The sequence below is a fragment of the Methylobacterium sp. D53M genome (genome assembly GCF_053345625.1).
This window is the reverse complement of record NZ_JBKFAL010000013.1, coordinates 1-19,016: the sequence shown is the minus strand read 5'-3', so window position 1 is coordinate 19,016 and position 19,016 is coordinate 1. Positions and strand designations below refer to the sequence as shown.

General features: G+C 72.9%; 14 protein-coding genes and 1 tRNA gene. 10 read left to right on the top strand and 5 right to left on the bottom strand.

Annotated elements, in window-relative coordinates; genetic code table 11:
* Positions 1 to 12: 12 nt before the first annotated feature.
* Complete coding sequence (locus ACLBYG_RS18215; RefSeq protein WP_447682330.1) at positions 13 to 234, bottom strand: hypothetical protein; 222 nt, start codon at positions 232 to 234, stop codon at positions 13 to 15.
* A 222-nt stretch (positions 235 to 456) separates the two neighbouring features.
* Between ACLBYG_RS18215 and ACLBYG_RS18210 the strand changes: the two genes are divergently transcribed.
* From ACLBYG_RS18210 to ACLBYG_RS18190, 5 genes are all read left to right on the top strand, one after another.
* Positions 457 to 1,173: a DUF1194 domain-containing protein gene (locus ACLBYG_RS18210; RefSeq protein WP_447682329.1), complete on the top strand. Its 717-nt coding sequence runs from the start codon at positions 457 to 459 to the stop codon at positions 1,171 to 1,173.
* A gap of 32 nt (positions 1,174 to 1,205) precedes the next feature.
* Complete coding sequence (locus ACLBYG_RS18205) at positions 1,206 to 2,705, top strand: M81 family metallopeptidase (protein WP_447682328.1); 1,500 nt, start codon at positions 1,206 to 1,208, stop codon at positions 2,703 to 2,705.
* 120 nt (positions 2,706 to 2,825) lie between these two features.
* Positions 2,826 to 3,896 carry a malate/lactate/ureidoglycolate dehydrogenase gene (locus tag ACLBYG_RS18200; protein WP_447682327.1) on the top strand — a complete coding sequence of 357 codons (1,071 nt, stop codon included), beginning with the start codon at positions 2,826 to 2,828 and terminating at the stop codon, positions 3,894 to 3,896.
* A 107-nt stretch (positions 3,897 to 4,003) separates the two neighbouring features.
* Positions 4,004 to 5,314: an MFS transporter gene (locus ACLBYG_RS18195; protein WP_447682326.1), complete on the top strand. Its 1,311-nt coding sequence runs from the start codon at positions 4,004 to 4,006 to the stop codon at positions 5,312 to 5,314.
* Between the two features lie 57 nt (positions 5,315 to 5,371).
* On the top strand, positions 5,372 to 6,895 hold the full coding sequence (locus ACLBYG_RS18190; protein WP_447682325.1) for a UxaA family hydrolase: 1,524 nt from the start codon (positions 5,372 to 5,374) through the stop codon (positions 6,893 to 6,895).
* Between the two features lie 143 nt (positions 6,896 to 7,038).
* On the opposite strand, the gene ACLBYG_RS18185 is transcribed toward ACLBYG_RS18190, so the two are convergent.
* Positions 7,039 to 8,085: a saccharopine dehydrogenase family protein gene (locus ACLBYG_RS18185; RefSeq protein WP_447682324.1), complete on the bottom strand. Its 1,047-nt coding sequence runs from the start codon at positions 8,083 to 8,085 to the stop codon at positions 7,039 to 7,041.
* 141 nt (positions 8,086 to 8,226) lie between these two features.
* Between ACLBYG_RS18185 and ACLBYG_RS18180 the strand changes: the two genes are divergently transcribed.
* Both ACLBYG_RS18180 and putA read left to right on the top strand, forming a co-directional pair.
* Positions 8,227 to 9,039: a hypothetical protein gene (locus tag ACLBYG_RS18180; protein WP_100253434.1), complete on the top strand. Its 813-nt coding sequence runs from the start codon at positions 8,227 to 8,229 to the stop codon at positions 9,037 to 9,039.
* 102 nt (positions 9,040 to 9,141) lie between these two features.
* Positions 9,142 to 12,828: a trifunctional transcriptional regulator/proline dehydrogenase/L-glutamate gamma-semialdehyde dehydrogenase gene (gene putA, locus ACLBYG_RS18175; RefSeq protein ID WP_447682323.1), complete on the top strand. Its 3,687-nt coding sequence runs from the start codon at positions 9,142 to 9,144 to the stop codon at positions 12,826 to 12,828.
* A 16-nt stretch (positions 12,829 to 12,844) separates the two neighbouring features.
* Here putA and ACLBYG_RS18170 read toward each other — a convergent pair whose 3' ends face one another.
* The 3 genes from ACLBYG_RS18170 to ACLBYG_RS18160 form a co-directional block, all read right to left on the bottom strand.
* Positions 12,845 to 14,437 (bottom strand): ABC transporter substrate-binding protein, encoded by a 1,593-nt coding sequence (locus tag ACLBYG_RS18170; RefSeq protein ID WP_447682322.1) that lies wholly within the window; start codon positions 14,435 to 14,437, stop codon positions 12,845 to 12,847.
* 149 nt (positions 14,438 to 14,586) lie between these two features.
* Positions 14,587 to 14,880, bottom strand: coding sequence for a DUF2218 domain-containing protein (locus tag ACLBYG_RS18165; RefSeq protein ID WP_100253431.1), 294 nt, complete (start codon positions 14,878 to 14,880; stop codon positions 14,587 to 14,589).
* A gap of 258 nt (positions 14,881 to 15,138) precedes the next feature.
* Complete coding sequence (locus tag ACLBYG_RS18160; protein WP_447682321.1) at positions 15,139 to 16,584, bottom strand: FAD-binding oxidoreductase; 1,446 nt, start codon at positions 16,582 to 16,584, stop codon at positions 15,139 to 15,141.
* 137 nt (positions 16,585 to 16,721) lie between these two features.
* On the opposite strand from ACLBYG_RS18160, the gene ACLBYG_RS18155 reads away from it, so the two are divergent.
* The 3 genes from ACLBYG_RS18155 to ACLBYG_RS18145 all read left to right on the top strand — a co-directional run bounded on the left by ACLBYG_RS18155 (position 16,722) and on the right by ACLBYG_RS18145 (position 18,077).
* Positions 16,722 to 17,417 carry a fumarylacetoacetate hydrolase family protein gene (locus tag ACLBYG_RS18155; protein WP_447682320.1) on the top strand — a complete coding sequence of 232 codons (696 nt, stop codon included), beginning with the start codon at positions 16,722 to 16,724 and terminating at the stop codon, positions 17,415 to 17,417.
* Positions 17,418 to 17,430: 13 nt separating this feature from the next.
* Positions 17,431 to 17,895 carry an NUDIX domain-containing protein gene (locus ACLBYG_RS18150; protein ID WP_447682319.1) on the top strand — a complete coding sequence of 155 codons (465 nt, stop codon included), beginning with the start codon at positions 17,431 to 17,433 and terminating at the stop codon, positions 17,893 to 17,895.
* A 107-nt stretch (positions 17,896 to 18,002) separates the two neighbouring features.
* Positions 18,003 to 18,077: transfer RNA gene (locus ACLBYG_RS18145), tRNA-Gly, on the top strand.
* Positions 18,078 to 19,016 lie beyond the last annotated feature (939 nt).

Genomic DNA, 19,016 nt, shown 5'->3' with positions numbered 1-19,016 from the left:
TCGCGCGCGCCGCTACTCCAGCGAGATCGGGTCGATCTGCCGGCGGCCCTCGCGCCGGTGGCGCGCCCGGGACGCGTCGGCGAGCGACGAGAGGCGAGCGTCGAGGCGCTCGGACAGGCGGCCCACCAGCCCGATCAGCCCGTCGATTGTCCGGCTGACGCCTGCGACCGTCCCGGTCACGGCTCCGACGATCCCGTTCTCGATGGCACGACCGATTCGGCGAACACGCTGCATGACGACTGTCTCTGGGTGGGCGGCGCCGGCGGCGCCCCGATCCGCGGCAGGTAGGGCGGGCGCCCCGGCCCGTGATGCGGCCGAAAGCGGCGCGGGTCCGCGCCGCGGGAGCGGAACCTTCGCGCGTCGCGGCCGGAGCGCGCGAACCGGCGGGTCGGCAGGCTCGTTGCATGGGTGAGCCGCCCGCCGTCCCGCGCGGGCGCCCGAGATCGAGGGTCGGCCATGCGGCGACGCCCGTTCCTGTCCGGGATGTTCGCCGCCCTGTCGCTGGCCGGACGCCCCGCCCGCGCGGCCGATACGGGCGTCGACCTCCTCCTCGTCCTCGCGGTGGACGTGTCGCTCAGCATCAGCGAGGCCCGGTTCGACCTCGAGCGCCGCGGCTACGCCGAGGCCTTCGGCGACCCGCGGGTGCTGCGCGCCATCGGCGACGGCCCGACCGGGCGCATCGGCGTCGCCCTGTTCGACTGGGCCGGACCCGGCGAGCAGCAAGTCGCGGTCGACTGGATGGTGATCGCCTCGGCGCAGGACGCGGCCGCCTTCGCGGCGCGCCTGAGTGCCGTGCCGCGGCCGTTCTACGGACGCACCGCCATCGGCTCGGCGATCGGTTTCGCCGCCGACCTTCTGGCCCGCGCGCCGTTCCGCGCCGAGCGCCGGGTGATCGACATCTCCGGCGACGGCACCGGCAATGCCGGGCGGCCCATCGCCGAGGCCCGGGACGCCGCCGTCGCGGCCGGCATCACGGTCAACGGCATCGTGATCCTCACCGAACCCGAGGGGATGCCGGCCTTCCTGAGAGAGCATACCAATCCGGCGGGCGGCCTGGCCGCGTATTACCGGAGCGTCGTGATCGGCGGGGAGGGCGCCTTCGTGATGACCGCCGAGAGCTTCGCGGCCTTCGGCCGCTCGCTCATCGCGAAGCTCGTGCGCGAGATCTCCTGACCGTCACCCAGATCCCAGAGGACCGACCATCGATGCGCCTTGCCGTCCTCCAGTTCACGCACGAGACCGTCACGTTCCTGCCGAACGACACGACCCGGGACGACTTCATCTATCCCGGCTCACCGGCTGCCGGGGCCGCGCTGCTCGCCACCGATCCCAAGGGCTACATGGGCGGCTTCGTGCAGGTGGCGCGGGAGTACGACGGCGTCGAGCTGGTGGGGATCACCTCGCCGCTCTGGCCGCGCACCGGCACCGCCTCGGGCTGGATCACCGCCGACGCCTACGCGCATTTCCTCGGGCAGATGGTGGCGGAGCTGCGGGCGCAGGGCCCGTTCGACGGGGTCTATCTCGCCCTGCACGGCGCGATGGCGGTGCGCGGCGTCCCCAGGCCGGAGGCCGACATCGCCCGGCAGGTGCGCGCCGCGGTGGGCGAGGAGGCGATCCTGGTCGGGACCTTCGACCTGCACGGCAACGAGGACGCCGCCTTCCTCGACCACGCCGACATGGCTTTCGCGGTGAAGTACTTCCCGCATTACGACGGCCACCTGCAGGGGCAGCGGGCCGCCCGGATGCTGGTGCGCGCCGTACGCGGCGACTTCCGGCCGGCGCACCGGACCCTCAAGGTGCCGATCCTCTCGCCGACCGTCGTGCAGTGGACCGGCGCCGCACCGTGGTCCGACCTCGTGCAGCGGGCTCTCGTCTGGGAGGCGCGCGAGCCGGACGTGTACGTCAACGTCTTCTTCGGCTTCCCGTGGGGCGACGCCCCGGACGGCGGGATGACCGTGCAGGCGATCACCGACGACGACCCGGCCCTCGCCGAGCGGGTGGCGCGGGACGTCGCGGATTTCGCGTGGCGGCAGCGGCGCGCGCTGCTCGAGGCGACGCGGATCCACACGATCGCCGACGGCGTGCGCCTCGCCCGGGCGGCGGTGGCGGAGGGGGCCGCCCCGGTCGTCCTCGCCGACCACAGCGACCGGTCGGGCCGGGCGACCTGGCTGCTGCGCGAGATCCTCCGGCAGGGCCTCGCCCGCACTCTCGTCGTCACGGTGGCGTCGCCCGGCATCGCGGCGGGGTCCCTCGCGGCCGGCGACCCGTTCGACGCGCCGGTCGGCGGTGGCGGCGACCCGTCCGCGGGCGACCCGGTGCGCATCACCGGGACCGTGCTGCGCGTCGTCGCCGCGCCGGAGCCCGGCGTCGCCGGCAGCGGCGGCGGAGGCACCTGGATCTGCGTCGCGTTCGGGGCCGGCAACGTCCTCGTGCTGAGCCCGCAGCTCGCGCAGATCGTCGAGCCCGACGAGCTGTGGCGGCTCGGCCTGGGCCCGGCGGATTTCGACGTCGTGGCGATCAAGTCGCGGGTGCATTTCCGGCGCGGCTTCGACGACAGCGGCTACGCCCGCACGATCCTGCTGGTGGAGCCGCCGGAGCCGTTCCTCGGCACGGTGCGCCTCGGTCACCTCGCCTACGCGCAGATGCGGGCCGCCGACTTCTTCCCCTACGGCGACCCGCCCGGGCCCGTCCCGTCCGACCCGTGACCGGTCCGGCGGGGACGACAGGTGGCGGTCGCCGTCACCCGCCGGTGCTCGCCCTGCACGTGCGAGGGCGCTAGGTTCATCCCGCACGCGCTCGGTGAGGCGCGGCGAGGGAGAGACGGGATGCGGATTCCGGCCGACAGGCTGATCGCCTACGTGCGGGACATCTTCGTGCGCGAGGGCTGCGCCGAGCCGGAGGCCGAGCGCATCGGCCGCTTCCTCGTGGCGGCGAACCTCACCGGCCACGACAGCCACGGCGTCGTCCGCGTCACCCGCTACGTCGAGTGGCTGCGCGCCGGCGAGGTCGAGGCCGGCCGCACGCCCGAGATCGTGACCGACGCGCCGAACTTCGCCCTCGTCGACGCCCATTACGGGTTCGGGCAGACGGCCGGCCCCGTCGCCGTCGATCTCGGCATCGCCAAGGCGCGGGAGAACGGCGTCGCGATCATCGCCCTGCGGCACGCCGGGCATATCGGCCGGATCGGCGAGTGGGCCGAGCGGGCGGCGGCGGCGGGGCTCGTCTCGGTCCATTTCGTCAACGTGGCGGGCAGCCTCCTCGTGGCGCCGTTCGGCTCCGTGGAGCGCCGCTTCTCGACGGCGCCCTTCGCGGCCGGCTTCCCGGTTCCGGGGGGCGACCCGATCATCCTCGACTTCGCCACGTCGCTGGTCGCCGAGGGTAAGGTGCTCGTCGCCTCGAGGGGCGGCAAGCCGCTGCCCGAGGGGGCGCTGATCGAGCCCGACGGCCGCCTCAGCGCCGACCCGGCGACCCTGTTCGGCCCGCTGGAGGGCGTCGAGCGCGACAACCAGCGCGGGGCGGGTGCGATTCGGGCCTTCGGCGAGCACAAGGGCTCCGGCCTCGCGCTGATGTGCGAGCTATTGGCCGGCGCGCTCACCGGCTCCGGCACGGCCGGGCCCGGGCAGCGGCGGATCTGCAACGGCATGCTGTCGATCTACGTCACGCCGTCGGCCCTCGGCACCGAGGACGCCCTGGCGGCCGAGACGCGGGCCTATCTCGACTTCTTCAAGAGCGCCAAGCCGATGCCGGGCGCCGAGGTCCTGCTGCCCGGCGAGCCGGAGCGGCGGATGCGCGCCGAGCGCCTCGCCGAGGGCGTGCCGCTGCCCGAGCCCGTCTGGGAGACCCTGCTCGCCGCCGGCCGGCCGCACGGCCTCGACGGCAACGCCTATCGCACCTGAGCCGGGAACGACCCGGCACGACACCACGCTCGGCGGCGACCCCCGGCTTCAACGGGGGCGCCTCACGGACCGGGGACGCCATACCCGGAAGACGGGAGGAGCCCACGATGCCTCGCTTGCGCTGGCTCATGATCGGCCTCTGCATGGCCGCCAACGCCATCAACTACATCGACCGCGCCAACCTCGCGGTCGCCGCGCCCTCCATGACCAAGGAACTCGGGCTCGACGCCACCGACATGGGCCTGATCCTGTCGGGCTTCTTCTGGACCTACGCGATCATGCAGCTGCCCTTCGGCTACGTGGCCGACCGGGTCGGCGCGCGGCTCTCCCTCGTCGTCGCGGTGGTCTGGTGGTCGGCCTGCACGGCGCTGACCGCGGTCGGACGGGGCTTCCTGTCCCTGCTCGGCCTGCGCATGCTGCTCGGCATCGGCGAGGCCGGGGCCTACCCGTCCTTCGCGAAGGTCGCGACCTCGTGGTTCCCGCGCAGCGAGCGCAGCTTCGCCAGCAGCATCTTCGACAGCGGCTCCCGGGTGGGCTCGGCCCTGGCGATCCCGCTGGTCTCCTGGGTCATCGCGACGCTGGGCTGGCGGGAATCCTTCGTCGTCACCGGCGTGCTGGGCTTCGTCTGGGCGGTGTTCTGGATGTGGCTCTACCGCGAGCCCGAGAACCACCCGAAGGTGTCGCCGGAGGAGCTCGCCCGACTGCGGGCCGCGCAGGAGCGGCCGAAGACCGTCGACGCGGCGGACGCCCAGAACCAGGTACCGTGGCTGTCGCTGTTCCGCTACCGCACGGTCTGGGGGATGATGGCCGGGTTCTTCTGCCTCAACTTCGTGATCTACTTCTTCATCACGTGGTTCCCGACCTACCTGGTCAAGGCGCGGGGCTTCTCGCTGGCGGAGCTCGGCACGCTCGGCAGCCTGCCGGCCCTGGCGTCGATCCCCGCGGGCTGGCTCGGCGGCTTCGCGTCGGACGCGCTCTACCGCCGTGGCTGGAGCCTCACCGCGGCCCGCAAGACTTGCCTCGTCGGCGGCATGCTGATGTCGTCGGTGATTACTCTGTCGATCATCGCCCCGAACATCTACGTGGCGCTGCTGTGCTTCGCGGTCGCCTACGGCAGCCTCGCCTTCACGGCGGCCTCGATCTGGGCGCTGCCCGGCGACGTGGCGCCGACCCCGGCCCACGTGGCCTCGATCGGCGGCATCCAGAACTTCGCGTCGAACGTCGCCGGGATCGTGACGACGACCTTCACGGGCGTCATGCTGACGGTCACCCAGGGCTCGTTCGTGATCCCCCTGATCGTGGCCGGCGGGTTCTGCCTGCTGGGCGCCTTCATCTACCTGTTCGTGGTCGGCGAGATCGCGCCGCTGCCGGTCCGCGACGCCCGCGCCCCGGCCCTGCGCCCCGAAGCGGCGCGGTGACGGCGCGGTGACGGCGCGGTGACGGCGACTGGCGCGACGGAATCCGAGGAGAGACCGATGTCCACGTATCCCGTGATCACCCTCCGCCCCGCCGACGGCGTGGCCGTGGCCCGCGGCGCCATCGAGCCGGGAACGCCGGTCGCCGACAACGTCACGGCGGCGGAGCGGATCCCGGCCGGCCACAAGGTCGCGGTCCGGGCCCACCGGAGCGGCGAGCCGGTGACCAAGTACGGGCAGATCATCGGCTTCGCCAAGGAGGACATCGCGGCCGGCCGCCACGTCCACGTCCACAATCTCGGGATGGGCGAGTTCGCCCGGGACTACGCGTTCGGGGTCGATGCGAGGCCGACCCAGCTGGTGACGCCGCCCGCGACCTTCCAGGGCATCCGCCGCCCCGACGGGCGCGTGGCGACGCGCAACTACGTCGGCATCCTCACCTCGGTGAATTGCAGCGCGCACGTCGCCGACCTGATCGCCGACGCGTTCCGGCGGCATCCGATCCTCGGCCTCGACCCGCTCGCCCCCTATCCCAACGTCGACGGTGTCGTGGCGCTGACCCACAAGACCGGCTGCGGCATGGCGATGGGCGAGCCGCTCCGGCTCCTGCGGCGGACGCTCGCGGGCTACGCGCGGCACGTCAACTTCTCCCACATCGTCATGATCGGGCTCGGCTGCGAGGTGAACCAGATCGGCGCCTTCCTGGAGGAGCAGGGGCTCGGCGGCCGGATCCGCAGCATGAACATCCAGAGCCTCGGCGGCACCCGGAAGACCGTCGAGGCCGGGATCGAGTTCGTGACCGGCATCCTGGCCGAGGCGAACGTGGTCCACCGCGAGCCGGTGCCGGCGAGCGAGCTGATCGTCGCCCTGCAGTGCGGCGGCTCGGACGGGTATTCCGGCGTGTCGGCCAACCCGGCGCTGGGGATCGCCAGCGACCTCGTGGTGCGGAACGGCGGCACGGTGATCCTGTCGGAGACCACCGAGACCTACGGCGCCGAGCACCTGTTCACCCGCCGCGCCGTCAGCCCGGAGGTCGGCCAGAAGCTCGTCGACCTGATGCACTGGTGGGAGGAGTACACCCGCAAGGAGGGCTCGGAGATCGACGCCAACCCGTCGCCGGGCAACAAGGCCGGCGGCCTGACCACGATCTTGGAGAAGTCCCTCGGCGCCATGGCGAAGGCCGGCAGCACCAACTTGGTCGACGTGCTGCGCTACGCCGACCCCGTCACCGCCAAGGGCTTCGTCTTCATGGACACGCCCGGCTACGACCCGGTCTCGGCGACCGGGCAGGTCGCGGGCGGCGCGAACCTCGTCTGCTTCACCACCGGCCGCGGCTCCGTGTTCGGCTGCAAGCCGTCGCCCTCGATCAAGATCGCCACCAACTCGGCCATGTACCGGCGACTCGAGGAGGACATGGACGTCAATTGCGGCACGATCCTCGACGGCGCGGAGAGCGTGGAGCAGGCCGGCCACCGGATCTTCGACCTGATCCTGCGGGTCGCCGGCGGCGAGCGGACGAAGAGCGAGCAGTTCGATTTCGGCGCGTCGGAATTCGCCCCCTGGCAAATCGGCGCGACCGTGTGAGGGAGCGGGGCGCGCGCTCCGCCGTCATCGCGAGCGCTGCGAGGCGACGCGGGGAGGCGAAACTTCGGTGAGCGTGGCGCAGCCCTGGATTGCTTCGCTGCTCTCGCAGAGACGGCTATTTCGACCGCCGTGCAGGCCTCGTCTCAGAGGTCGGTCCGGACCACGTGCGGGAAGCTCAGGATGAAGTCGGCGCCGAAGGCAGTGACCGGCGTGTGGAAGCCGGGCGCGACGGTGCCGGCGGCGACGCGGCGGGCCGCCTCCAAGGCGGTCCAGACGGTGAGCGTGTAGCCCTCGGGCGTCTCCATCCGGCTCGCCGCGCGGCGGCCGGCGCCGTCCCAGGCCTCCGCCAGGAAGGTGCTGCGGGCCTTCTCGCGCGCGGCGGCCGAAGGGCCCTCCGGCAGCCGGTCGATGCCGCGGTTGATCAGGCGCTGGGCGGTGCCGCCCGCGATGATCCGCCGGATGCCGGCGGGCAGGCCGGCCGCCGCCGCCATGGCGGGGAAGGCCTCGAAGTAGACGTCGATGTTCGGGACGCCGGTCGAGTACCACGCGCTCGACACGTCGCCCCAGCCGAGCCCGACGGTCCGACGCGGTCCCGTTCCGAAATCCGCGGTGGCGCGCGGCGGGCTCGGCAATTCGACGATGCGCCCGTTCCGGCGCACCCGCGTGCCCCAAGCGATGCCCTCCACCATGGTGCGGGCCGTGCCCCGGCTGAAGCCCCCGAATCCGCCGATGGAGATGCGCAGATGCGTCGCGCCGGGAACGCGGCCGGCCACGTGGGCGGCGAGGCAGTCGCTCGGCACCACGTCGAAGCCCGCCGCCGGCAGGAGGACGATGCCGGCCGCCTTCGCCGCCGCATCCTTGGCCGCGAGGGCCTCCAGCACCGCGATCTCGCCGGTGATGTCGACGTAGTGCGCGCCGGCGGCCAGGCAGGCCTCGGCCATCGGCCGCGCCGTCCGCGAGAACGGGCCGGCCGCGTGGATCACCGCCGCCGCGCCAACGAGGGCGGACCGCAGGCCCGCGGCATCGTCGAGCCGCGCGGCTCGCATCTCGAGGTTCAGCCGGGCCGCCAGCGGCCGCAGCTTCTCGGGATCGCGCCCGGCCAGGATCGGGCGCAACCCCTGCCCGACGGCGTGCGCGGCCAGGAGCTGCCCGGTATATCCGGTGGCGCCGTAGATCAGGATCGCGGTCATCCCGGCGTTCTGACACCGCTTCCGCCGGTGTCAAAGCGCGCGCCGCGTCGCCGCCCCGGATGCTAGGGCTGCGCCGATCCGATCGTCCCGCGGCGGGGATCTGACACCCTCCGTCCCCGCCCGAACAGGAGCCGAGGCACGATGTACGAGCGTAACCTCCCGCCGCGCGCGCGCCGCGCCAGCCGCAGGATCGGCTGCCTTGGCGCCGTCCTCCTGGGCCTGGCCGCGCCCGCCCGGGCCGCCGACGGGCCGGTGGTCCTGAAGGCGCCGTCCGACGCGAGCCCCGGCATCGCCGCCATGCCGCAGATCGCCGCGCCGGCCGACGAGGCCGAGCGTCGGATCAACGCGGCGCTGAAGCGCCTCGACGCGCGGGCCCTGAAGGCCGAGCAGGCGTGCAAGGATCAGGGCGGGAAGAACAGCTCCTGGGAGCGCACCGTCCAGGCCCCGATGCGCGGCCCGCGCTTCCTGAGCTTCGTCATCTTCGACAGCGGGTTCTGCGGCGGCGCGCACCCGAACAGCGGCACGATGTCGATCGTCTACGATCTCACCACCGGCGCCCCGGTCGATTGGACGACCCTGCTGCCCAACTCCCTGACCGGCAAGCTCGCCTTGGCGGAAGGCCCGGGCGGGACCAAGATGGTGACGCTCGCGTCGAAGAGGCTGCACGCCCTCTACCTCGCGGGCTATCGCCCGAAGACGGGCGATCCGAAGGCGGACGACGCCGACAAGGAGTGCCGCGAGGCCGTCGCCGAGACCTATGACGGGCAGCCGCCGGCCATGATGGCGTGGCTCGACGCCAAGGCCGGTGGCCTCGCGGTGCAGTTCGACCTCGCCCACGTCGTCCAGGCCTGTGCCGACCCGGTGGTGATTCCCGTGGCGACGCTGCGCCGGGAGGGCGCGCAGCCGCTCCTGGCCGTCGCGCTGGAATCCGCCCACGCGCTGGCCGCGAAGTGACGCGATCGGCAACAGCCTCTTCGGCCTCGACGCGGGCCCCCGACGGTGTAGCGTGAGTCCGCGACGGCGCGATGCCAGCGCGCCGTGTCCGAGGGGCGGCCCATGTCCGGATCCGGCGTTGTCGACGAGGCGGCCGCGGCGGCGAGCGAGCCTTTCGGCGCGTTCGCGGCCGGCCTGGCGGACCTGTCGCCCCTGCGGCGGGCGGTGGTCGCGGCCTGCCGGCGGCCCGAGCGGGACTGCGTGCTCCCGCTCCTCGAAGAAGCGCGCCTGCCGCCCGAGGCGGCTCGGCGCGTCGCCGAGGACGCGCGGCGCCTCGTCGAGTCCCTGCGGCGCCAGGGCATCCGCGGCGGCGTCGAGGGGCTGATCCACGAGTACGCGCTGTCCAGCCAGGAGGGCGTGGCGCTGATGTGCCTCGCCGAGGCGCTGCTGCGCATCCCCGACGCGGCGACGCGGGACGCGCTGATCCGCGACAAGATCGCCGGCGGCGACTGGGCCGCACATCTCGGGCACAGCCCGTCGCCCTTCGTCAACGCGGCGACCTGGGGCCTGCTCGTGACCGGCAAGCTGGCGGCGACCCGGGACGAAACCGGCCTGTCCGCCGCGCTCACCCGGCTGATCGCCCGCGGCGGCGAGCCCGTGATCCGCACCGGCGTCGATCTCGCCATGCGGATGATGGGCGAGCAGTTCGTGGCGGGGCGGACCATCGCCGAGGCCCTGCGGCACGCGGCGCGGCTCGAGGCGAAGGGCTTCACCTACTCGTACGACATGCTCGGCGAGGCCGCCGTGACCGCCGAGGACGCCGAGCGCTACCGGCGCGCCTACGCGGACGCGATAGCGGCGATCGGCGCGGCCTCTGCCGGGCGCGGCGTGTTCCGCGGCCCCGGAATCTCGATCAAGCTGTCGGCGCTCCATCCCCGCTACGCCCGCGCGCAGCGCGACCGGGTCCTGGCCGAACTCTATCCCCGCGTGCGGGACCTCGCCCGCCTCGCGCGGGAGCACGGCATCGGCCTCAACGTCGACGCCGAGGAGGCAGACCGCCTCGACCTGTCGCTCGACATCCTGGAGCGGCTCGCCGCCGAACCCGACCTCGCCGGCTGGGACGGGCTCGGCTTCGTGGTCCAGGCCTACGGCAAGCGCTGCCCCTTCGTCATCGACGTGCTGATCGACCTCGCGCGGCGGTGCCGCCGGCGGCTGATGGTGCGCCTCGTGAAGGGCGCCTACTGGGACAGCGAGATCAAGCGGGCGCAGGTCGACGGCCTCGCTGACTTCCCCGTCTTTACCCGGAAGGTCCACACCGACGTCTCGTACCTCGCCTGCGCGCGCCGGCTGCTCGCGGCGCCCGACGCGGTCTTTCCGCAATTCGCCACCCACAACGCCCAGACGCTGGCGAGCATCGTCGCGATGGCGGGACCGGATTTCCGGCTCGGTCAGTACGAGTTCCAGTGCCTGCACGGCATGGGCGAGCCGCTCTACGAGGCCGTGATGGCCGACGCCGTCCCGCAGCGGCCCTGCCGCATCTACGCGCCCGTGGGCACGCACGAGACCCTGCTCGCCTACCTGGTGCGGCGCCTCCTGGAGAACGGGGCCAACACGTCCTTCGTCAACCGGGTCGCCGACGAGGCCGTGCCGGTCGCGGACCTGATCGCCGACCCGGTCGCCGCCGTCGAGGCCGCGCCGGATCCCGGCGCGCCGCACCCGCGGATCGCGCCCCCCCGGGCGCTCTACGGCCCGGCCCGCGCCAACGCGGCCGGGCTCGACCTCGCCGACGAGGCGGAACTCGCCCGGCTGTCGGACGGGTTGGCGGCGAGCGGCCGCACCGCGTGGCGGGCGGCACCCTCGGGCGCGGACGACGCGGCGGCCGACGAACCCGTCCACAATCCCGCCGACCGCCGGGACGTCGTCGGATTCTACCAGGCGGCGACGGTGGAGGCCGTGGCGGTCGCCGTGGCGCGCGCGCAGGCGGGCGCGGCCGGCTGGGCGGCGACGCCGGCGACCGCGCGCGCCGCCTGCCTGCGGCGGGCCGCCGACGCCCTCGAGGCGCAGATGCCGCCGCTGATCGGCCTCGTCGTACGGGAGGCGGGCAAGACCTGCGCGAGCGCCGTCGCGGAGATCCGCGAGGCGGTCGACTTCCTCCGCTACGCCGCCGCCGAGGCCGAGCGGACCCTCGGGGACGCGCACGCGCCGCTCGGTCCGGTCGCCTGCATCGCGCCGTGGAATTTCCCGCTGGCGATCTTCGTCGGTCAGGTCGCGGCCGCCCTGGCGGCGGGCAACACGGTCCTGGCGAAACCTGCCGAGGAGACCCCACTGATCGCGGCCGCTGCCGTCCGCGTGCTGCACGCGGCGGGGATTCCCGCCGAGGCGCTGCACCTCCTGCCGGGCGACGGCCGGGTCGGCGCCGCCCTGGTCGAAGATCCGCGCGTGCAGGGCGTGATGTTCACCGGATCGACGGCGGTGGCCAAGGGCATCCAGCGGGCTCTGGCGGAGCGGCTGAACCGTTTCGGCGAGCCGGTGCCGTTCGTGGCCGAGACCGGCGGCCAGAACGCCCTCGTGGTCGATTCCTCCGCGCTCGCCGAGCAGGTGGTGGCCGATGTCATCGCCTCGGCCTTCGATTCCGCCGGGCAGCGCTGCTCGGCGCTCCGCATCCTGTGCCTGCAGGAGGAGATCGCCGACCGGACGCTGCACATGCTGAAGGGCGCCCTGCGGGAGCTGCGGGTGGGCGACCCGCGGCGCCTCGCCGTCGATGTCGGGCCGGTCATCACCGCCGAGGCCGCCGACCGGATCGTCGGACACGTGGCGCGGATGCGCGCGCGGGGCTTCCCGGTGGAGCAGTTCCCCCTGCCGCCCGAGGCCGGAGCCGGGACCTTCGTGCCGCCGACCCTGATCGAGATCGGGGCCGTCGCCGATGTCGAGCAGGAGGTGTTCGGTCCCGTGATGCACGTGCTGCGCTACCGCCGCGACGGCCTCGACGCTCTCCTCGCGGCGATCGACGCGACCGGCTACGGGCTCACCTTCGGGCTGCACAGCCGCATCGACGAGACCATCGACCGGGTCCTCGACCGCGTGCGGGCCGGCAACCGCTACGTCAATCGCAACATCATCGGCGCGGTGGTCGGCGTGCAGCCCTTCGGCGGCTCCGGGCTGTCGGGGACGGGCCCGAAGGCCGGCGGCCCGCTGGCCCTCGGCCGCCTGCTGCGACGCGCGCCCGCCGCCGCCCGCGACGGGCTGGCCGCCGACGATTCGGCACTCCGTCCCTACACGGCGTGGCTGCGCTCGCGGCACCGCCACGACCTCGCGGACAGGCTCGAAGCCGTCCGCTATCCCGGCCGCGCCGCGATCGCGCTGGCCGGTCCCGTGGGTGAGAGCAACCTGTACGCGCTGCGTCCCCGTAGGCGCGTCGCGGCCGTCGCGGCCACCGAGACGGCGCTCCTGCTCCAGCTCGGCGCGATCCTCGGCACGGGCAACGCGGCCGTCGTCATCGGGCCGGACGGGCGCGATCCGGTCCTGGACAGTCTGCCGGAAGCGTGCGCGGCGCGGGTTGCCGGGGCGCCGGACCTCGACCGCGCGGGCGCGATCGCCGGAATCCTGTTCGCGGGCGACGCCGACGACCTGCTGGCCCTGAACAGGGCCGTCGCGGCCCGCGAGGGCGCGATCCTGCCGATCCAGGCCCGCTGCCCGGAGGCGCTGGCGGCCGGCGATCTCTACGACCCGGCCGGCCTGGTGGAGGAGGTCACCACCACGATCAACACCGCGGCGGCCGGCGGCAATGCCAGTCTGATGAGCGTCGGGTGAGCCCGAAACTGCCCGGTCAGGCCGACCGGCGCAGGTTCCAGAACAGCGGCAGCCCGGTCTGCATGCCTTCGAGGTCGCGCCGGTAGGCGGTCGGCTGGAAATACTGGCCGCAGGGCAGGTAGGCGCCGACCTCCAGCGCCCGCGCCTGGATCCGCGCCGCCAGGGCCTTCTGGGCGTCGAGGTCCGGCGCGTCGAACCACGCGCCGCGCAGTTCCTCCAGGGGCGCGTCCGTCAGCCAGCTCGGCACGCCGGCCCGGCCGTTCCCGCGGGCGGCCAGATGGTAGGCCGGCGAGAGGTGGTCGAGCCCGCCGGAGAAGATGCCGAACATCGACCAGCCCCCCTGGTCCAGGGGCTTGGCGTTCAGGATCCGCTGGTTGACCGTCCCCCAGTCGGTGGCGACGACGTCGAGGTTCATCCCGATCTTGCGGCAGGCATCGGCCATCACCTCGCAGATCGCGTTGATCCGCGGCACGTCGGTCCCGGAGAGCAGCACGACGCGCTCGCCCTTGTAGCCCGCCGCCGCCAGCGCCCGCTTCGCGGCGGCGAGATCGCGGGGGGCAGTCAGCGCCTCCATGCCGGCCGAGGACGCCATCGGCCCGCCAGCCGTGAAGATGCCGACGGGCCCGCGCCGGATCGCCGGGTCGCTGCCGGCGACGGCGTCCATCATCTCGGTCTGGTCGACGGCCGCGAGCAGCGCCCGGCTGATCGCGGGATTGTCGAAGGGCGGCAGGGTGTGGTTGAGGCGGATCTGGCCGATCAGCCCGGCGGTCTCCACCAGATCCACCCGCACGGCGGGCTGGCGGTTCAGGTCCGGCACGAGATCGACGAGGGGCTGCTCCCACCAGTCGATCTCGCCCGAGCGCAGGGCGCCGGCCGCGGTCGCGCCGTCGGGGATCGTGCGCCACTCGACGCGGTCGAAATGCGCGATCCGCGGCCCCGCCGTGAAGCTCGGCGTGCCGTCGGGGCGCGGTCGATAGGCCTCGAACCGGCGGTAGACGTTGAGCGAGCCCGGGACCCGCTCCTCGGGGACGAAGCGGAACGGGCCGCTGCCGACGATCTCCGGCACCGGCTGCGTCGCGGGCGTCGCGCTCAGGCGCTCCGGCATGATCACCGGGACGTAGGAGGTCGGCTTGGCCAGGGCGTCCGGCAGGAGCGGGAAGGGCCGCTTCAGGCGGAACTGCACCACCGTGTCGGAGGGCGCCGAGAGTTCGTCCACCGTCGCGAACAGGGCCCCGCCGTAGGCATCGCGCTGCGCCCAGCGCTTCAGGCTCGCCACCACGTCGCGGCCGAGGACGGGCGTCCCGTCGTGGAAGCGCAGGCCGTCCCGCAGGGTCAGGCGCCACGTGAGGCCATCGGACGCGACCTCGTGGCCCGCCACCATCTGCGGCTGAGCGCGGTAGGCGGTGTCGAGGCTGTAGAGCGTGTCGAACACCATCAGCGCGTGGGTGCGCGTGACGTAATTGGTGGTGATGATCGGGTCGAGGAGCGCGAGGTCCGCGTAGGGGACGAACCGCAGGGTCGTCGCGGAGGCCGCTCGGACCAGGGCCGGCCGGGCAAGAGCCCCGGCCATCAGGGCTCCGGCGCCGGTCAGCAGGGTGCGTCGCTTCATGAATCGATCCCGGTCACGGCGGCGTCCGATCTGGCCGCAAGCCGGGTTCGCGTGCAAGTGGTGCGCCACTGCCGCGCTTCGATCGGGATCTCAGAACCCGCCCGGGCCGGGAGCCGGACGGGTCGCCCGTGATCGCGCTGCGCGCGCCCTCAGGCGGCGCGCGACCAGCGGATGTCGCCGAGGCTCTCGCGGAAGGCGAAGCGGGCGAGATGATCGGACACGACGTTCTCCAGCCGGGTCAGGTTGACCGGGTCGGAGCTGTCGATGCGCATCACCAGGGCGTCGGGCTCGGCATCGAAGGTGCAGACGCGGTCCTCGCCGAAGGGCACGGTGCCGTGAACGGGGGTCGCCTCGACCTTGAACTTGTGGCTCCAGTGCCGGCAGAGCTGCTGCAGGTAGCGGCTCGCCTCGGTGGTCTGCACGCGGGCCTGGGAGGTGGGCATTCCGTCGGTCTCCAGATGGATGTGAAAACAGCCTGTCGGTGACGGTTCGTCGTTCGATCTCGCACGTGCGAGATAGGGAGGCCTCAGAGCAATTGCCATGCCTGGCGCCGACGGATCCGTCTCCGCCGTCTGTATTGAGCGTGTGTCCGAAGCGTTAGCAGCGGCTTAACGCGACGGGCCGCCCCGGCGGTTCGCGGCGCGGCGTGGCTGTCCTGCACCCGTCTCCGCGCCGAATTATGGCGCGATGCACAAATTCGCTCAGGCCGGCGGCGGGCCGCGATCGGTCGGGACGAGCACCTTGCCGGGGTTGAGCAGGTCGTCCGGATCGAGCGCGGCCTTCAGGCGCCGCATGAGGTCGAGCCCGACCGGGTCGCCGTAGCGCGCGAGTTCCTCGCGCTTGATGAGGCCGACGCCGTGCTCGGCCGCGATGGAGCCGCCCAGGGCGTGCACGAGGTCGTGAACGATCCGGTTGAACCGGCCCCAGGCGGACAGGAACGCCGCGGGCTCCATGCCGGGCGGCTGTGACAGGTTGAAATGGATGTTGCCGTCGCCGAAATGGCCGAAGCCGCAGGGCCTCAGGCCCGGCATCTCGGCGAGGCAGGCCGCCCCCGCCCGCTCCAGGAACTCGGGCAGGCGGGAGAGCGGCACCGACACGTCGTGCTTGATCGAGGCGCCCTCGCGGGTCTGCGCTTCGGGAACGCCCTCGCGCAGGCGCCAGAGCGCGGCGTTCTGGGCCCCGCTGGTCGCGATGGTGGCGGCGGCGATCAGCCCGTCCTCCAGGGCCTGCCCGAGGGCCGATTCCAGTTCGGCCCCCGTGTCGGCGTCCGGGCGCGCGGACGCGACCTCGATCAGCGCGTAGGCGCCGTGCGCGCCGTCCAGCGGCCGCACCGTCCCCGGGATGTGGCGGAGCACGATCTCCAGGGCGAAGGGCGGCAGGTACTCGAACGCCGTGAGGTCGCGGTCCATCCGCGTCCGCAGGAAGACGAACAGGTCCAGAGCCGCCTTCGCCGAGTCGAGGCCGACGAAGGCGACGCTCGTCGAGCGCGGCCGCGGGAACAGCTTCAGCACCGCCGCCGTGACGATGCCCAGCGTGCCCTCCGAGCCGATGAAGAGCTGCTTCAGGTCGTAGCCGGCATTGTCCTTGCGCAGGGCCCTGAGCCCGTTCCAGACGCGCCCGTCGGCGAGCACGACCTCGAGCCCGAGGACGAGGTCGCGGGCGTTGCCGTAGGCGAGGACCGCGATCCCGCCGGCATTGGTGCTGACGCCGCCGCCGATCCGGGCGGAGCCGCGCGACGCGTAGGAGAGCGGGAACAGCATGCCGGCGGCCTCGGCCGCCTCCTGCACCTCCTGCAGGATCATCCCGGCCTCGACCGTGATGGTGGCGTCCACCGGGTCGACCGCGCGCAGGCGGTTCATGCGTTCCAGGGACAGGACGACGCCGCCCTGCGGCACGCCGGCGCCGGTGAGGCCGGTATTGCCCCCGAGCGGCACGACGGCGATCCCGGCCTGCGTGCAGGCGCGGACCGCGAAGGCGACCTCCTCGGTGCTCCCCGGCCGAAGTACGGCCAGGGCCGACCCGGTGAACAGGCGGCGGCTCTCCGTCAGGTAGGGCGCGAGGGCGTCGGGATCCGTGAGCACGTGCCGCGCGCCGAGCCCGTCCCGGAGCGCGGTCAGCAGGGTGTCGAGGGCGGCTGTCGGCGTCATCGCGCGGATTCTGTAGGCCGGAGCAGGCCGGAGGCAAGCGCCGGTATGGCGCGCGCCGATGCGGACCTTACAACGATGATGTAGGGCCCGGGCGTCGTCGCGCCGGTCCACCCGGACGATCCACCGCAGAGGCAGAGATGCTCTCCGTCATCCAGAACCCGCCCCGCATCGCGCTCCCCATCGTCGGCAGCAGCGACTTCTATCCCGTCCGCCGCGTCTACTGCGTCGGGCGCAACTACGCCGCCCACGCCCGCGAGATGGGCGCGGACCCGGACCGCGAGCCGCCGTTCTTCTTCATGAAGCCCGCCGACGCCCTGCAGATCGTCGGGCCGGAGCCGACGGCCCACGCCTACCCGCCGAAGACCGCCAACTACCATTTCGAGGTGGAGATGGTCGCGGCCCTCGCGAGCGGCGGCAGCGACATCCCGGCCGCGACCGCCCTGGAGCACGTCTACGGCTACGCCATCGGCCTCGACATGACCCGGCGCGACGTCCAGGACGAGGCCAAGAAGATGTCGCGGCCCTGGGACACCGCCAAGGCGGCCGACGGGTCGGGGCCGATCGGCGCGCTCCACCCGGTCTCCGCCATCGGCCACCCGGCCAAGGGCGCCATCACCCTGTCGGTCGACGACGAGGTCCGCCAGAAGGGCGACCTCGGCGACATGATCTGGTCCGTCGCCGAGCAGATCGCCTACCTGTCGGGCTACTTCGCCCTGCAGCCCGGCGACCTGATCTTCACCGGCACGCCCTCCGGCGTCGGCCCGGTCCAGCGCGGCCAGCGCATGGTCGCGGCGATCGACGGTCTCGGCGCCATCACCCTCGACGTCGTCTGAGCCGCGCAGCCGCATGCTCCTCGATCGGCCGCTGCTGCGGCGCCTGTTCCACCTCGGGGCGCTCGCGTCCCGGGGCATGACCCTCGGCGTGCGCGGCGTCGCCCTCGACGGGGCCGGGCGCGTCGCCCTGGTGCGCCACACCTACGTGAGTGGCTGGCACCTCCCCGGCGGCGGCGTCGAGCGCGGCGAGACCGCGCGCGACGCGATCGTGCGGGAGTTCCGCGAGGAGGCGGAGATCGTCGCCGAGGGAGAGCCGCGCCTGCACGGCCTCTATCGGAACGTGGTCGCCGCGCCCCGCGACCACGTCGCCCTGTTCGTCCTGCCGGCCTTCACGGTCCTGCGCCCGAAGGCGCCGGACCGGGAGGTCGCCGAGTGCGCCTTCTTCCCGGTGGACGCGCTCCCCGGGGGCACCACGCGCGGGACCCGCGCCCGGCTCCGGGAGATCCGCGACGGCCTCCCGCCGGAGCCGAACTGGTAAATCGTGACGGTTCGCGAAAAGGGCGCTTGCGTCGCCCGGCGGAATGGTGTTTAGAGAGCCGCGCCGGGGGCCGCCGGCACGAAAGTCCGGGCGGCGCGGCACAGTGAGCGGGTGTAGCTCAGGGGTAGAGCACAACCTTGCCAAGGTTGGGGTCGAGGGTTCGAATCCCTTCGCCCGCTCCAAAAAATCTCATTATCGCATGTACTTGCTGGATCGTTGCAACGCCTTACCCCGGCGTTGCAGCTTTCCAGGCAGCACCGAGGCGGCACCGGGTATGCCATGGTGCGGAACTCGCGTAAGGGTTTCCTCCGAAGGAATGGGCAAGCGACGGCTCGCTCCGATTTTTCCGACCTCGGTCGCGCTGGATCTCCCGTCCGCCTAGGCGCCTTCGTAGCTCGATCTCGACTTGGGTGCGGGACACGGGGCCGGCGCATTCCTTCTGCCTTCGCAGAAATCCGCTGCCATCGGTCTGGGCGGCTGTGGCGCTCGTTGATCGACGACATCCAAGGTCGGAGGCGTTCGACGTTTCAGGCGTTGTCCGCGGCGTTGCCGATCCAGGGGACGCTGGTTCCTTCGGTGCTCCGTGGTCCATTAGGGCGCCTCCTCCGTCCGATGGCGAACGCGGTTCGAAAGTGGGCCGGTGCTTCATATGAACTCGACGCGGGCATGTCGGCGGCCGAGATCGCGCGCTGGGCGCGGTCGCACTTTGGGACATTGCGGAGGTCCTGCCGTTCTTAAGCGCACGAGGTCGCGTTTGGTCCACGATGGGATCGAAACCGTCGGAGCGAGCTGCAGCGTCGGCTTGGGTCACGAGGGTTGCTTCGTCCAATCCCCGGTACAAGTTGGAGACATTCGTAGGGGCCTTGGCCATCAGAGACCACAAGCCGAGGATTGTATTCCGCAGTCCGGCCGTCGTGGCAGCGGCCGCGTTGAGGCCGGGCCAGGCGGCATGCGCCCTACCCAGTCATTGATTGAGGTTGGTTATTCCGTTGGCCCCGTTTTGCGTCGCCGGGACGCTTCTGCGCCGGCCGGGGTCTGTCGACCGATAGGTCGCGTTCAACAACGGCCGGACAGCGGCCTGTCAGGCCCCATTGTTCTCATGCGAGAATGGTCGCCCTTGG